Source organism: Maribacter polysaccharolyticus, from assembly GCF_028882255.1.
GTDB lineage: Bacteria > Bacteroidota > Bacteroidia > Flavobacteriales > Flavobacteriaceae > Maribacter_A > Maribacter_A polysaccharolyticus.
On sequence record NZ_JARBUY010000001.1, the window covers coordinates 1,228,837 to 1,243,457 of the forward strand.

Genomic DNA, 14,621 nt, shown 5'->3' on the forward strand with positions numbered 1-14,621 from the left:
CGCTCTTAAAATTAAACAATCATGGAAAGCATTCGTAAAAGTTATACCTATATTTAACTTAAGGGGCCAATCGTTCTATTTTCCAATCGTAATCCTCCTGTAAGGAAAATCGGATTCTATCATGAAGCCGATTGGGCCGTCCTTGCCAAAATTCGATGGAAACAGGCCGTACCAAATACCCACCCCAATAGTCCGGTCGCGGAATTTCTTTACCGGTGTATTGTTCTTGCAATCCTTTCAGACCGTCTTCCAAAACTTTCCGGGAAGGAATGACCTCACTTTGGTGCGATACAATAGCCCCCAACTTACTGCCCTCGGGTCGGGATTCAAAATAACCATCGGATAAGTTCCCCGATATTTTTTCCGCCGTTCCTTTTATGATTACCTGACGCTCCATGGAATGCCAGAAAAACGAAATGCAAACCTTCGGGTTTGCTGCGATAGCCCTACCTTTTTCACTTTCGTAATTGGTATAAAAGATAAACCCCTCATAAGTATACCTTTTTAGAAGCACCACCCGGTTTTTTGGAAAACCATCAAGGCCAATGGTCGAAACGGTCATGGTATTGGCCTCATCGACCGTATTGGACGCTTCAACTTCATAAAACCATTTTTGAAACAGTTCCATGGGGTTATCTGAAATGGCTTCTTCCGTCAGTTCGCTTTTTTCGTAGGATTTTCTATAATTACTTAAATCTTTTTCCATGCTTTCGTAATCTTTTGTCAAGATATACAAAGTTCATTAAAAGAACGGAGAAAGGGAAAGCTTAAGCCGCTTTTATTGCCAATCCATTTCATGGGATACGGATAAAAATACCACTAAAATCCTACATTCACCCTTTGCCCTCTTATTACCATGAATATTTACCGGGATAGGCGTATCGAAGTAACGATCTTACCCGAAAGGCATCGGAGTACCGGGGTGTACCCGTTCAAAGTTCGAACACCTTTCCATCTTCGGCCAACTCTACATTGGAAAACACTTCCATGGCCTCCTGCTTAAAGAAATCAATGGACTTATACCTAGTGGAATAGTGCCCCAAAATCAAAGTCCCTACCGCTGCTTTAGAAGCGATTGTCGCCGCCTCCTTTGCCGTGGAATGCTTGGTTTTGGCTGTCAGATGTGCTTCGGACTCCAAAAAGGTGGATTCATGGTATAAGGTGTGTACGTTCTTTATTTGCCCTATTATATTGGGCAGATAAATGGTATCACTACAAAAGGCATAGCTTTTGGGTTCGGGCGGATCGAAGGTCAGCAATGTATTGGGCAGTATTTTACCGTCCTCCAAAGTGATGTCTTTCCCGTTCTTTATATTCTGATAGTAACTTTTATCGATTTTATATTGGGAAACGGCTTCGATATTCAATTTTCGTTCCCCTGGCTTTTCCTTAAAAAGAAAGCCATTGGTGTACACCCTGTGGTGTAGCGGAATCGTTTCGATCGTTATTTTTTCATCCTCAAAAATCTTTTCGGGCCCCTTGGACGTCAGTTCATGAAAATGCAAGGGATAATTCGTCCAGGAATCACCTAATTTCAGCAACAATGTAATTGCCTCTTTTATGCCCTTAGGACCATATATATGCAGCTTCTTATCCCTACCCAATAAGCGAAAAGTGGAAATCAACCCCGGTAATCCAAAGAAATGGTCCCCATGCAAATGGGAAATGAAAATATGGTTGATCCTTGAAAATTTTATTTTGTGCCTGCGTAGTTGTACTTGTGTTCCCTCACCACAATCGATCAAAAACATATGGTTCTTGATTTCCAACACTTGGGAAGTAGGGTTGGTCAAAGTACGTGGCGTAGCTGCATAGCAACCAAGAATATGTAGTTTCATAAAATTGGGAATAAAATTGAAAAAAGGAAGACCTATTCGGATAGCAACTATCGATCAGAGATCAAGATCCCGTTCTATTTCTTCCATTTCAATAATATCCTTGGCTTCCTGTATGGTCGGAACCACACATAATTCCTCTGGGACTTCGTCAAAGGAGACTTTCTCGGTCACCAATACAAGCGATTTCCCTATCTCCCTATGCTTGTTCGAAATAGGCATAAACTCCAAAATATCGCCCGAGGAAAGCTTTGAAAAAGAAAATAGATTGATAATAATATTATCGTTTTTAATCTGGGGATACCCCTTTTCAAGATTCTTTAAAAATTCCTGAATGGAAATATTTTCCTGGAATACAATGGTGGTGGTACCGTCCTTATCAAATATCATAGCTATTGTTTTATTTTAGAAGCCAACAGATAAATTACCGCCATACGGATGGCAACCCCGTTTTCAACTTGGTTCAAGATAATGGATTGTTTTGAATCCGCAACATCACTGGTGATTTCAACCCCTCTATTTATCGGACCTGGGTGCATGATCACGATTTCCTTGTCCAGGGAATCCAAGAAAGCCTTGTTCACCCCAAATTGCTGGGTATATTCCCTTGTTGTCGGAAAATAACTGATATCCAAACGTTCATTCTGAATGCGCAGCATATTGGCCACATCGCACCAATTCAAGGCTTTTCTTAAATCGGTTTCCACTTCAACCCCCAATGACCCGATATGTTTGGGCATCAATGTTTTAGGTCCACATACCTTTACATGGGCCCCTTGTAACTTCAAGGCAAAGATATTGGACAGGGCCACTCTGGAATGTAAAATATCGCCAACAATCACCACCTTCTTACCGGCAACATCCCCTAGCTTTTCCCGAATCGAAAATGAATCCAATAAAGCTTGGGTCGGGTGCTCATGCGCACCATCACCGGCATTTACTATGGCCGCCTTGACATGTTTGGAAAGGAATATCCCCGCTCCGGGATTGGGGTGTCTCATGACCACCATATCCACTTTCATCGAAAGTATATTGTTGACGGTATCGATCAGGGTCTCCCCTTTCTTCACCGAAGATTGGCCTGCCGAAAAATTGATGACATCTGCGGAAAGTCGCTTTTCGGCCAATTCGAACGACAGTCTCGTTCTTGTACTATTTTCAAAAAATATATTGGCTATGGTAATGTCGCGCAGCGAAGGAACCTTTTTAATGGATCGGTTAATGACTTCCTTAAAATGGTCTGCGGTTTCAAAAATGAGCTGAATATCCTTTTCGTTAATATATTTTATCCCCAATAAGTGATTTACACTCAGTTCGCTCATTGCTTATTTATTTATCATATAAATTTGGTCCTCCCCATCATTTTCCTCCCATAATACCACAACCCTTTCATTGTTAATGGCATCGACCTGTCTTCCACGGTAAGTAGGTTGTATGGGCAAATGTCTACTGAAACGACGGTCGATCAAGGTCAATAGTTCTATTTCGGAAGGTCGCCCAAAAGATTGTATGGCCGTTAATGCCGCCCGTATGCTTCGACCCGTATACAGCACATCATCGATCAAGACCACTTTTTTATCCTCTACCAAAAAATCGATTTTGGTCTGATTGGCCTCTAGGGTCTTATCACCCCGTCTAAAATCATCCCTGTAAAAAGTAATGTCCAAAAAACCTACATCAATATGCTTAACCTTATATTCCTCCTTGAGTATCTTGGTGAGCCTTTCAGCTACGAACCTTCCCCTAGGTTGCATCCCTATCAAAACGGTTTCGGAAAAATCAAGATGGTTTTCAAGCAATTGGCAAGCCAATCTATGTAAGATGATGTTTATTTCTTTTGAGGAGAGTAGTACTTTTTGACTCATAGTAGGCCAGCAACACTTTTGTTACACAAAAATAGGGAATTCTAGTCAAACAATGGAAAAAATGAAAATTATCGGAAATGATCCTTGAGTACTTTTTTCGTACTTGAAAACACCCCTTATATACTTTTACCCATTCCCCTCTATTATGCGGTAAATAATAACCCGTTCTTTATACGCCCGAACACGTTTATTTATGAACAGACTCCTGCCCTGCCCTACTTGATATCACCATATTTTGTGAAGGTGATAGCTATATCCCGGAACAAATGGGCCCAGGTTTATAACCAAAGGACATGCTATCGCACCCTACAAAGCCGCACACGACCACAACCAATAAACCTACAAAGAAATGGTGAACGATCTATGGAAAGTTAGATTTAGCAGGTCGCCTACAGCAGACCCAAAGTTTTTACAAAATTCGTTTTTAGCCAAAATTTGATTAAAATCGGCATTTTATTTGGATTTCTGCCTAAAAATCATACGTTGTAGGGAAGAAATGTCCAAAAACAGAAAAATTCCAAAATCGAAAACCAAGGAATTTCACTATTGGAAATTTACGATCATTTAAAAAAGTTCCAAATATCCGGCCCCCGGAAAGGACCGTTTCCGATTTCATATGATAATTGCGGAGCACTCCCAATACATCAATAGACAGGCCGCACCACTATTCAAGTGACATTCGTACCCTAATCGGGTCGAAGATCATGGAACAAAATTCAATCCATTAATTTAATAAAAACAGAAGAAAGGATCTATGCTCAAAATTGAAGTAAAACAAGGGGGAAATATCGAAAGAGCCATAAAACGGTATAGGAGAAAGTACCGAAAAACCAAGGTTCTTGACCAAATCAAAGACAGGAAGCACTTCGTAAAAAATTCCCAACAACGACGCGAAACCATAATGAAGGCTGAATATCGCCAAAAATACACCGAAGAAAACATCGAATAACCATTCGTCCCAGTTGGCATGATCCCATTCGATACGCAGCGCCCAATAAGGCGCATCCTACGACTGGTATCAAAAATACCCGCCGCCAACCTGGTGTGATACACATCGTTCCGAACACACCGAAAATCAAAATAATCGAATCTTAATAATAGATAGTTGCCCAAGAAGCATATGTTATTGGGCTAACCATAAACAATCCAACATGAAGTTGCTTTATATCAAAAGAAGAACAAAAACGGAAAAACACTATAGTGCAAAAATGGGGATATTGACCACCAAGGTAACCTCCATTAAAAAATATATGGTAGGAATTCCATTAAAAACCATCCATTCTTATCGAAGAACCTACTATGGTCAAGTAAAGGCCAGTCAAGATTGTAATTTATTCATTTAAACCCAACTTATGAAAGTATTGGTAATAGGAGCAGGAAATATGGGACTGACATATGCCGAAGGCATGTCCAAATCAAAAATATTAAAAAAGCACAATATCATGGTGCTCGACAAGTCTAAGGAAAAAATGGATGAGGTTGACAAGATTGCCCATTTCGATGCAATTGACCGCTTGGAAGATTGTGTTCCAAAGGCAGACATCATCTTTGTAGCCGTAAAACCTTATCATGCGGAAGAGCTTTTCAAGAGAATGAAACCGTTGGTAAACCCCGAGCAATTGGTTATTTCCATTATGGCAGGGGTTACGATCGACTATATGAAGGATTCTTTGGGAATCGATAAGATTGTAAGGGCCATGCCCAACCTTCCCGCACAAGTCGGTAAAGGCCTTACCAGTTATGTGTCGTCGGAAGCGGTGTCACGCCTGGAGCTATTTATGATAGAAGGCCTTCTGGATACGACCGGAAAATCACTCCGGGTCAAAAATGAAAAGTTCATAGATGCTTCCACCGGAATTTCAGGTAGTGGCCCCGCCTATGTCTTCTATTTCATGCAAAGCATGATGGAGGCGGCATTACAAATGGGGTTTTCCGAAAATGTTTCCAAGGTATTGGTAAGCCAGACGTTCACAGGGGCGGTTGAACTTTTCAATCAATCGAACCTTAGCCCAGACTCCTGGATGGAAAAAGTGGCCTCCAAAGGCGGCACGACCAGGGCAGCTTTGGACTCCATGGAAGACAACAACGTCAATGAAATGATCAAAGAAGCCGCTTTTGCCGCCTTTAACCGAGCGGTGGAACTTGGTGAAGAATATTAAAAACAACCATAAATGAATAAAGAATTAGTGGTCATAAAGGTCGGGACCAATGTAATGACCAATAAAGACAACAGGATAGTAAGACCGGTACTCAATAACCTGGTACAACAGATTGCCGAACTTTACGAGCGTGACATCATGACCATTTTGGTCTCTTCGGGCTCAGTAATTGCAGGCAAGGAGGTTTTAGGCAAGGCCAATATCAAAAACAAGACCCAACGAAGACAGGTATATTCGGCCATAGGCCAGCCTCGAATGATGCGCCTTTACTACAACATTTTTCGCGATTACGGAATGAAATGCGCCCAGGTACTGCCCACAAAACGGGATTTCAACCCTGGGGTACACCGTGACAATATGATCAATTGCATTGAAGGACTCCTTTCGGAAGGTGTGGTACCCATTGCCAATGAGGACGATGCCGTTTCCGTAACGATGTCGATGTTCTCCGATAATGATGAATTGGCCACGTTAATTGCAGAATTAATGAATGCGGACAAGTTTATCGTACTGACCGATATTGATGGCCTTTATGACGGAAATCCCGACAAGGAAGAAACAAAGGTGATCCAGGACGTGGAACCCCATGAAGACCTTGGTAAATATATTTCCAAGGGAAACAAGGAAGAAGGGGAAGGTCGGGGCGGCATGGGATCCAAATTGGGCTATGCCCAAATGGCCGCTGCCAAAAATATCCCCACTTATATCGTAAATGGGAAAAAAGAAAATATCATCATTGATATCATTGAAGGAAAAAAAGTAGGAACAAAGGTTTCCCTATAAACAAAACACCTATGAAAATACTGAATACTGAAACAAAGAACAACGTTTTGGCCGAAATGGAAAAAATTTTGAATGAAAACCGGAGCGAACCGCTCCAAGCCAATCAAAAAGATTTGGATGCATTCGACCTAAAAGACCAGGCCCTTTACGATCGTTTGGTGGTCGATCATAAAAAAATCGACCAAATGATCAAGGCCATAAGGGAGGTGCGTCTGCAACCTGACCCCGTAAATCGTGAAATTTCCAAGAGGGAGCTTGACAATGGCTTAAAAATCACCAATAAGACAGCTCCTTTTGGAACGATCATGATCATCTATGAATCGCGACCCGATGTTACCGTTGAAGCTGCTGTTCTGGCTTTTAAGGCAAACAACAAAATCCTATTAAAAGGTGGGAAGGAAGCCTACCACAGCAACAAAGTTTTGGTTCGGTTTTGGCATAGGGCATTAGGTGCAAATGGGCTATTTAAAGACTACATCCAATTTTTGGAAATGGATCGTGAACAAACCCAGGAATTTTTGAGGAATCCGGACCAAGATTTGGATTTGATCGTTCCTCGAGGTGGTGAACGCCTGATTTCCTTTGTCAAAGAACATGCCCGCTGTGCCGTACTGGTGAGTGGAAGGGGTAATAATTTCCTTTATATCGATGAAAAAACCGATTGGCAACAAAGCATAAAGGTAATCTTAAATGCAAAGACCCATAAGATTTCGGCCTGCAATGCACTGGATAAAATACTGATCCATAGCGGGATCGATGACCATAAAGGCAAAATAATCGACTTGGGCAATATCCTAAAAGCAAATGGTGTCGCCCTCCTTGTTGATGAAAACATTAAGGAAGTTTTAAATGATGAGTCCCTTATTACCTCAGCATCCGTTTGGAAAGAGGAATTCCTGTCGATGAAATGTTGTATCGGTTCGGTAGCATCCCTACAAGATGCGATTGGAAAGATCAATACCTATTCGGGTGGACATTCGGCTACCATAATGACAACTGAAAGAAAAACCGCTGATATGTTCATGCAGGAGGTAGATTGCGCGGCCGTATACCACAATGCTTCAACCAGATTCACCGATGGTGGTCAAATGGGCGTGGGGGCCGAGCTTGCCATAAGTACCGATAAATTGCATCATAGGGGTCCATTGGGATTAAACCAATTGGTCACCAACAAATACCATATTTACGGTAATGGCCAAATTCGTGAATGACCTTGGCCTTACCGCCAAGTATCCAAAATGAGAATCAATTTTTATCACCATGTACGATACTTTAGAGAAAATAAACGGGGCTACCATACGTCATGGGAAGACCCACGACAGGGTCTACCTCATGCAATCCGAAGCGGATAATTGGGATACGACCCTACAGAATTTAAAGCATATAGCGGATGAAAAGGGTTATAGTAAGATTTTGGGACGCATACCCGAAGGTGCCAAGGCCCATTTCGAATCCAAGGGGTATGGCGTAGAAGCAGAAATCCCCGGAATGTTCCATGGCGTTAAGCCGGGGTTTTTTATTTCGGATTTCCCGAATCGACAACGGGCCCATTGCGATGCGTATGAATTACGGACACTACAATCCATAAAATCCATAGCATTCGCCGCGAAAAAGCCATCCGAAGATCCGCACTTACGATTACCTTCACACTATGACATCCGAGCATTGGACCCATGCGACATTCCAATTATGGTCGACTTACACAAAAAAGTGTTCAGCAACTATTCCATACCAATAAGTGAGGCCGATTATCTTTTGAAAATGACCACAAAGGATTTTAAGTTCTTCGGTCTTTTTCACCACAAGGCATTACTTATTACGGCCATCCTTAAAATCAATGAAAAGGAATCCAATATTGAAATTGTCGATTTTGCGACACATCCCGATTTCAAGGGTCAGAACCTATCCTATTACCTGGTCCAAAAAATCAAGAAATACGGTTTCGAAAACGACTACAAGCACATTTATTCGCTGGTTAGGGCAACCTCATACGGACTGAACATCACTTTTAGCAAACATGGTTTCATGTTGGGGGGCACCTTATTGAACAATACCGTGATCAGGGGCCATCTAGAAAGTATGAACGTATGGTATTTAAACAAGGATGGATCGAGGAAAGGGATATAAATTTCCCACAAAGGCGGGACCCCAGGAACAATTGGCCAATTCAGATCATAAAGAAAATAAAAAAGCCCCGACTAAAAAGTCGGGGCTTTTAAATTCCTGTTTATACGGAAAGTGTTATAAAGAAAAAACGGATTACTTTTTATCAGCTTCCATCTTATCTTTCAACGCTTGTAAGGCTTCGTTGGCATCCCCTAAAGTAGGTTTGGCCTCATCAGCACTTGCAGAAGCCCTTTTGGCAGCTGCTTTAACATTACGTTGTTCCTCTTCCCTAAAGATAGCGGTATGGCTGGCTACGACTCGTTTAAAGTCTTTATTGAATTCAATGATCTTGAATTCGGCCTCTTCGCCTTTACCTAATTTCTTGCCATCTTCTTTTTCCAAATGACGTTGTGGAACGAAAGCTGTGATGTCTTCATTGAATTCTATCGTTGCCCCTTTATCCACGATATCGGTGATGGCCGCTTTATGAACGGTACCAACGGCAAATTCACTTTCGTATTTGTCCCATGGGTTCTCGGTAGTCTGTTTGTGACCTAAACTTAATTTACGTCCTTCAACATCCAATTCCAATACTTCCACTTCCAAAGTATCCCCTACAGTTACGAATTCTGATGGGTGTTTGATTTTCTTCGTCCATGAAAGATCTGAGATATAGATCAAACCGTCGATTCCTTCTTCCAATTCCAAGAATACCCCGAAATTGGTAAAGTTCCTAACGATTCCTTTATGCCTAGACCCTACAGGGTATTTGGTCGTAATATCAGTCCATGGGTCCGGTGTCAATTGCTTAATGCCCAAGGACATTTTACGATCTTCCCGATCCAAGGTCAATACCACTGCCTCTACTTCATCACCTACTTTTACAAAGTCCTGTGCAGAGCGTAAATGGGTAGACCATGACATTTCGGAAACGTGGATCAATCCTTCTACACCTTCTACAACCTCGATAAACGCACCATAGTCGGCAATAACGACTACCTTACCTTTTACCTTGTCGCCAATTTTGATGTCTTCGCTCAAGGCATCCCAAGGATGTTTCTCCAATTGCTTAAGACCTAATTGGATCCTGGATTTGTTCTCATCAAAGTCCAAGATAACGACATTCAATTTCTGATCCAATTCAACTACCTCATTCGGGTGGTTGATCCTACTCCAGGAAAGATCGGTAATGTGTACCAAACCATCAACACCACCAAGATCGATAAAGACTCCGTATGAAGTAATGTTCTTAACGACACCTTCAAGTACCTGTCCTTTTTCCAACTGGCCGATGATTTCTTTTTTCTGTTCCTCAATATCAGCCTCGATAAGTGCTTTATGTGAAACAACGACGTTTTTGAACTCATGGTTGATCTTAACCACTTTGAATTCCATCGTTTTATTGACGTACTGATCGTAATCCCTAATAGGTTTAACATCGATCTGGGAACCTGGCAAGAAAGCTTCGATCCCGAATACATCGACGATCATACCTCCTTTGGTCCTACATTTTACGAAACCACTGACGATTTCCTCTTTATCATGTGCGGCATTCACCCTATCCCAAGCCATAATGGTCCTGGCCTTTCTGTGGGAAAGTACCAACTGACCACTTTTATCCTCACGGATATCGATCAATACCTCTACTTTATCCCCTACTTTCAAGTCTGGGTTATAGCGAAATTCGTTTAAGGAAATAACGCCTTCAGATTTGGCATTGATATCGATAATCGCCTCACGATCGGTCAAGTATACTACAGTACCCTCTACCACCTCTTCATCTGCCGTATCGACAAAATTTTCGGCGACCAATGTTTCAAACTCCTGAAGTTTGGAGTCATCTACACGTTCGATGCCTTGTTCGTACTTGTCCCAATCAAAATTTTCCAAAAACTCTTTTGGGTCTTGTACGGGAGTTTCCACCTTAGTTTCTTGAGTTGCTTCGGCAGTTTCTTCCACTGCCTTTGTTTCTTTTTCTTCAGCCATTTGCTGATTTAAATTTGTATTCCGTAGCGCTACAAGAGTTAAACAATTACTACAGAAGCTGTTATATGAATTTATGTTTTCTGCCCTTTTCCTCTCGACTCTTCGTTAAAAAGGTGTGCAAAACTACGATTTTATTATGTATTTACAAACAATCAAAGCCCCTGTTTGCCGAATATGTCGTATTCCATCCATTTTTTTCTGAAATAGGGCATTAATCCTTATCTTCACAGTAATAAATATTAACCATAATTAAAATAGAACTATGAGCGTTAAAGCAAAATACCAGCCGGTTTTGGACCTGGGCGAAGAATTGGCCATTAAGGACGGAAACGTTACTGAAGAGAATGGCGTATTGAAAATAAAAGGTACTGCCGCCACCCAATTTGAAAAAAACCTTTTATGGGATAAGATCAAGGAAATTGGCGGGGAAGCACCATCGGATTTAAAAGCGAATATTACCGTTGCCGACCAATCGGTTTTTCACAGGCACACCGTAAAAAGCGGGGAATCTTTGAGTAAGATCGCCAAGAAATATTATGGTGACCCCATGAAATACAAACAAATTTTCGAAGCCAATAAAGGCATCCTTAAGAATCCGGACATCATTCATCCCGATCAAGTTTTGGTCATTCCGAACTTATAGGACATTATTAAAAAAGACGTTCAATGAACGTCTTTTTTTTGTTTGTTCACCACCCTATTCGCAAAATCCAGAATCCTGGCAAACTGGTCTTCCAACCCCATATCACTATTATCGAATTCTATGGCATCTTTCGCTTTTTTCAAGGGTGATATTTCACGGTGCGAATCTATATAGTCCCTATCTTCAACATTCTTCAACACCTCGCTATATTTTACATCCTCCCCTTTGTCCAACAATTCCTTATACCTTCGTGTAGCCCTTTTTTCGGGTGAGGCGGTCATGAATATCTTGAGTTCGGCATCGGGAAAAACAACGGTCCCGATATCCCTTCCGTCCATTACAATACCCTTCTCTTTCCCCATCCTTTGTTGAATGGCCACCAACTTTTCCCGCACCTTTTCAACGGTCGCCACTTTGCTCACCAACCTTGACACCTCCATGGACCTGATTTCCCGTTCCACATTTTGATCATTGAGGTACATCTCGGCAAACCCCAGGGCATCATTATACACAAAACGAAGGTCGATACCATCCAAGGAAGCTATCAATCCGTCGAGATCACTGGCCGTCTCACTGATAAAACCATTACGCATGGCATATAGGGTAACCGCCCTGTACATGGCACCCGTATCCACATAAATATAATTGAGGGCCTTGGCCAATCGTTTTGCAATGGTACTCTTCCCTGTGGATGAATAGCCATCGATCGCAATGGTAATTTTTTCCATACCTTAAAATTAATCAGAAAAAAGGAAGCTTTAAAACTATTAGAGCTTTTTTGCGTTCTTAACTTTCTGTTTTGTAATGGCCAAATCGATTACCTCGCTCATATCGGTCACATAATGGAAGGTAAGTCCTTTTAGGTAATCTTCCTTAATTTCCAAAATATCCTTTCTATTGTCCTCACATAAGATGATTTCCTTGATACGGGCTCTTTTCGCTGCAAGGATTTTCTCCTTGATACCACCGACAGGAAGCACCTTACCCCTTAAGGTAATCTCCCCGGTCATAGCCAGACTCTTCTTCACCTTTCTCTGGGTAAACAAAGAAACCAAGGAGGTGAGCATGGTAATGCCCGCACTTGGGCCATCTTTCGGCGTTGCACCTTCCGGAACGTGGATATGGACATTATATTTGGCGAAAACCGAGGGATCGATCCCAAAATGATCGGCATTTGATTTTATATATTCCATGGCTATGGTCGCCGACTCTTTCATGACCTTGCCCAAGTTTCCGGTAATGTTCAACATACCTTTCCCCTTCGACAGGATTGATTCTATGAAAAGGATGTCCCCCCCAACGCTTGTCCATGCCAAACCTGTGACCACACCGGCCACTTCGTTGTTCTCGTATTTATCCCGCTCCATATGGGCAGGACCCAAAATCTTCACAATGTCCTCATTACTGATCTTGATATTGTACGCTTCCTCCATCGCAATTGATTTTGCGGCGTAACGCACCATTTTGGCTATTTGCTTTTCCAAGGACCGCACCCCTGATTCCCGGGTATAACCTTCAACGATTTTTTCCAATTGGGGTTTCCCTATTTTAAGGTCTTTTGCCGTTAGCCCATGTTCTTTCAACTGTTTGGGCAACAAATGCCTTTTGGCAATTTCCACTTTTTCCTCGATCGTATACCCTGTGACGTTGATGATTTCCATACGATCCCGTAAAGCGGGTTGAATCGTTGATAGGGTATTCGCAGTGGCAATGAACATTACCTTGGATAGATCATACCCCATTTCAAGGAAATTGTCGTGAAATGCACTGTTTTGTTCTGGATCCAATACTTCGAGCATGGCTGAGGATGGATCACCTTGATGGCTACTGGCCAATTTATCGATCTCATCGAGAATGAAAACAGGATTCGAGGTCTTTGCCTTTTTGATACTTTGGATGATCCTACCCGGCATGGCGCCTATATAGGTTTTTCTATGGCCGCGGATCTCTGCCTCATCGCGCAATCCTCCCAAAGACATACGTACATATTCCCTGCCCAAGGCTTCCGCCACGGATTTACCCAAGGAAGTCTTTCCTACCCCCGGAGGTCCATACAAACAGATTATGGGGGATTTCATATCGTTACGCAGTTTCAATACCGCCAAGTATTCGATAATCCGTCTTTTCACATCCTCAAGGCCATAGTGATCACGGTCCAGGATTTTTTGCGCCTTTTTCAAATCGAACTTATCCTCGGAAAATTCATTCCATGGTAATTCGAGGAACAGGTCCAGATAATTCCTTTGGATCGAATATTCTGCCACCTGAGGATTCATCCGCTGCAATTTGGCCAGTTCTTTCTCAAAATGATCGGCTACCTTGGCATTCCATTTTTTATCCTTTGACCTTACCCGCATTTCGTCAATCTCCTCATCATAGGAGACACCCCCCAATTCCTCTTGGATGGTCTTCATTTGCTGATGTAGGAAATATTCCCGTTGCTGTTGGTCCATATCACTCCGTACCTTGGATTGAATCACGTTCTTCAACTCCAGTTTTTGAAGCTCTACGTTCATATATTTCAAGGTAGCCAAAGCCCTTTCCTTCAAGTTGCCTATTTCCAACAACTCTTGTTTCTCTTTTACATCGAGGTTAAGGTTAGACGACACAAAATTGATCAAAAAGGAGTTGCTCTGAATATTCCGGATGGCAAAAGAAGCTTCACTAGGAATGTTCGGATTGTCTTTGATGATTTTCAGAGCCAGATCTTTCAAAGACTCGATAATGGCCAAAAACTCTTGACCGTCCTTATCCGGGCGCTCTTCCAAAGTTTCCCGAACGGTAGCGTTCATATACGGTTCTTCGGTAAGGACCTCAGCGATTTCAAAGCGTTTTTTTCCTTGAATGATCACCGTTGTATTCCCATCGGGCATTTGAAGTACCCTAAGGATACGGGCTACCGTACCTAAAGTATGCACATCATTTACACCGGGATTCTCGGTCTTTTCATCTTTTTGGGCAACCACCCCGATAACCTTAGAACCATTATTGGCATCCTTGATCAATTTTATCGACTTGTCCCTACCTGCAGTAATCGGAATGACCACCCCGGGAAACAACACCGTATTGCGTAACGGCAATATCGGTAAGGTCTCGGGCAAACCTTCATTGTTCATTTCCTCTTCATCCTCAGGGGTCAATAACGGTATTAACTCGGCATCTTGGTCAATACCTTGTAAGGACATATTGTCAAAATTTGAAAATTTAAAATCTCCCATAGCATATTATCAGCCATTCTGTCATA

The 14,621-nt window shown here is 42.1% G+C and carries 15 protein-coding genes; 7 read left to right on the forward strand and 8 right to left on the reverse strand.

What is annotated here, in order from left to right:
- Nucleotides 1-58 precede the first annotated feature (58 nt).
- The 5 genes from pdxH to pyrR all read right to left on the reverse strand — a co-directional run bounded on the left by pdxH (nt 59) and on the right by pyrR (nt 3,700).
- Complete coding sequence (gene pdxH, locus PHU20_RS05205) at nt 59-706, reverse strand: pyridoxamine 5'-phosphate oxidase (RefSeq protein WP_274824280.1); 648 nt, start codon at nt 704-706, stop codon at nt 59-61.
- 226 nt (nt 707-932) lie between these two features.
- On the reverse strand, nt 933-1,838 hold the full coding sequence (locus PHU20_RS05210) for a ribonuclease Z (RefSeq protein WP_274824281.1): 906 nt from the start codon (nt 1,836-1,838) through the stop codon (nt 933-935).
- Nucleotides 1,839-1,892: 54 nt separating this feature from the next.
- Nucleotides 1,893-2,225, reverse strand: a complete 333-nt coding sequence (locus tag PHU20_RS05215) for a ribonuclease Z (protein ID WP_274824282.1) — start codon at nt 2,223-2,225, stop codon at nt 1,893-1,895.
- Between the two features lie 2 nt (nt 2,226-2,227).
- Nucleotides 2,228-3,157 carry an aspartate carbamoyltransferase catalytic subunit gene (locus tag PHU20_RS05220; protein WP_274824283.1) on the reverse strand — a complete coding sequence of 310 codons (930 nt, stop codon included), beginning with the start codon at nt 3,155-3,157 and terminating at the stop codon, nt 2,228-2,230.
- 3 nt (nt 3,158-3,160) lie between these two features.
- Nucleotides 3,161-3,700: a bifunctional pyr operon transcriptional regulator/uracil phosphoribosyltransferase PyrR gene (gene pyrR / locus PHU20_RS05225; RefSeq protein ID WP_274824284.1), complete on the reverse strand. Its 540-nt coding sequence runs from the start codon at nt 3,698-3,700 to the stop codon at nt 3,161-3,163.
- A gap of 754 nt (nt 3,701-4,454) precedes the next feature.
- Between pyrR and rpsU the strand changes: the two genes are divergently transcribed.
- The 6 genes from rpsU (at nt 4,455) to ablB (ending at nt 8,769) form a co-directional block, all read left to right on the forward strand.
- A complete protein-coding gene (gene rpsU, locus PHU20_RS05230) occupies nt 4,455-4,649 on the forward strand; it encodes a 30S ribosomal protein S21 (RefSeq protein ID WP_274824285.1) in 195 nt (64 codons plus the stop codon).
- A gap of 202 nt (nt 4,650-4,851) precedes the next feature.
- Nucleotides 4,852-5,043 (forward strand): hypothetical protein, encoded by a 192-nt coding sequence (locus PHU20_RS05235; RefSeq protein ID WP_274824286.1) that lies wholly within the window; start codon nt 4,852-4,854, stop codon nt 5,041-5,043.
- 9 nt (nt 5,044-5,052) lie between these two features.
- The gene (gene proC, locus PHU20_RS05240; RefSeq protein ID WP_274824287.1) at nt 5,053-5,859 is read left to right on the forward strand and encodes a pyrroline-5-carboxylate reductase; all 807 of its coding nucleotides are present in this window, start codon (nt 5,053-5,055) and stop codon (nt 5,857-5,859) included.
- 12 nt (nt 5,860-5,871) lie between these two features.
- Entirely contained in the window at nt 5,872-6,642 is a 771-nt protein-coding gene (gene proB, locus PHU20_RS05245; protein ID WP_274824288.1) for a glutamate 5-kinase, read from the forward strand.
- Between the two features lie 11 nt (nt 6,643-6,653).
- A complete protein-coding gene (locus PHU20_RS05250) occupies nt 6,654-7,853 on the forward strand; it encodes a glutamate-5-semialdehyde dehydrogenase (protein ID WP_274824289.1) in 1,200 nt (399 codons plus the stop codon).
- A gap of 49 nt (nt 7,854-7,902) precedes the next feature.
- Nucleotides 7,903-8,769 (forward strand): putative beta-lysine N-acetyltransferase, encoded by an 867-nt coding sequence (gene ablB / locus PHU20_RS05255; RefSeq protein WP_274824290.1) that lies wholly within the window; start codon nt 7,903-7,905, stop codon nt 8,767-8,769.
- Between the two features lie 132 nt (nt 8,770-8,901).
- Here the strand turns inward: ablB and rpsA are convergent, their stop codons facing one another.
- Nucleotides 8,902-10,734: a 30S ribosomal protein S1 gene (rpsA, locus tag PHU20_RS05260; protein WP_274824291.1), complete on the reverse strand. Its 1,833-nt coding sequence runs from the start codon at nt 10,732-10,734 to the stop codon at nt 8,902-8,904.
- Nucleotides 10,735-10,996: 262 nt separating this feature from the next.
- On the opposite strand from rpsA, the gene PHU20_RS05265 reads away from it, so the two are divergent.
- The gene (locus tag PHU20_RS05265; protein ID WP_274824292.1) at nt 10,997-11,377 is read left to right on the forward strand and encodes a LysM peptidoglycan-binding domain-containing protein; all 381 of its coding nucleotides are present in this window, start codon (nt 10,997-10,999) and stop codon (nt 11,375-11,377) included.
- Nucleotides 11,378-11,397: 20 nt separating this feature from the next.
- Here the strand turns inward: PHU20_RS05265 and cmk are convergent, their stop codons facing one another.
- Complete coding sequence (cmk, locus tag PHU20_RS05270; protein ID WP_274824293.1) at nt 11,398-12,105, reverse strand: (d)CMP kinase; 708 nt, start codon at nt 12,103-12,105, stop codon at nt 11,398-11,400.
- A gap of 39 nt (nt 12,106-12,144) precedes the next feature.
- Complete coding sequence (gene lon, locus PHU20_RS05275) at nt 12,145-14,595, reverse strand: endopeptidase La (protein WP_274824294.1); 2,451 nt, start codon at nt 14,593-14,595, stop codon at nt 12,145-12,147.
- Between the last annotated feature and the right edge of the window lie 26 nt (nt 14,596-14,621).

Excerpts from the sequence above, each read along its gene's own strand:
- pdxH (WP_274824280.1), bottom strand. The coding sequence starts at position 706 with ATGGAAAAAGATTTAAGTAATTATAGAAAATCCTACGAAAAAAGCGAA.
- PHU20_RS05210 (WP_274824281.1), bottom strand. The coding sequence starts at position 1,838 with ATGAAACTACATATTCTTGGTTGCTATGCAGCTACGCCACGTACTTTG.
- PHU20_RS05215 (WP_274824282.1), bottom strand. The coding sequence starts at position 2,225 with ATGATATTTGATAAGGACGGTACCACCACCATTGTATTCCAGGAAAAT.
- PHU20_RS05220 (WP_274824283.1), bottom strand. The coding sequence starts at position 3,157 with ATGAGCGAACTGAGTGTAAATCACTTATTGGGGATAAAATATATTAAC.
- pyrR (WP_274824284.1), bottom strand. The coding sequence starts at position 3,700 with ATGAGTCAAAAAGTACTACTCTCCTCAAAAGAAATAAACATCATCTTA.
- rpsU (WP_274824285.1), top strand. The coding sequence starts at position 4,455 with ATGCTCAAAATTGAAGTAAAACAAGGGGGAAATATCGAAAGAGCCATA.
- PHU20_RS05235 (WP_274824286.1), top strand. The coding sequence starts at position 4,852 with ATGAAGTTGCTTTATATCAAAAGAAGAACAAAAACGGAAAAACACTAT.
- proC (WP_274824287.1), top strand. The coding sequence starts at position 5,053 with ATGAAAGTATTGGTAATAGGAGCAGGAAATATGGGACTGACATATGCC.
- proB (WP_274824288.1), top strand. The coding sequence starts at position 5,872 with ATGAATAAAGAATTAGTGGTCATAAAGGTCGGGACCAATGTAATGACC.
- PHU20_RS05250 (WP_274824289.1), top strand. The coding sequence starts at position 6,654 with ATGAAAATACTGAATACTGAAACAAAGAACAACGTTTTGGCCGAAATG.
- ablB (WP_274824290.1), top strand. The coding sequence starts at position 7,903 with ATGTACGATACTTTAGAGAAAATAAACGGGGCTACCATACGTCATGGG.
- rpsA (WP_274824291.1), bottom strand. The coding sequence starts at position 10,734 with ATGGCTGAAGAAAAAGAAACAAAGGCAGTGGAAGAAACTGCCGAAGCA.
- PHU20_RS05265 (WP_274824292.1), top strand. The coding sequence starts at position 10,997 with ATGAGCGTTAAAGCAAAATACCAGCCGGTTTTGGACCTGGGCGAAGAA.
- cmk (WP_274824293.1), bottom strand. The coding sequence starts at position 12,105 with ATGGAAAAAATTACCATTGCGATCGATGGCTATTCATCCACAGGGAAG.
- lon (WP_274824294.1), bottom strand. The coding sequence starts at position 14,595 with ATGGGAGATTTTAAATTTTCAAATTTTGACAATATGTCCTTACAAGGT.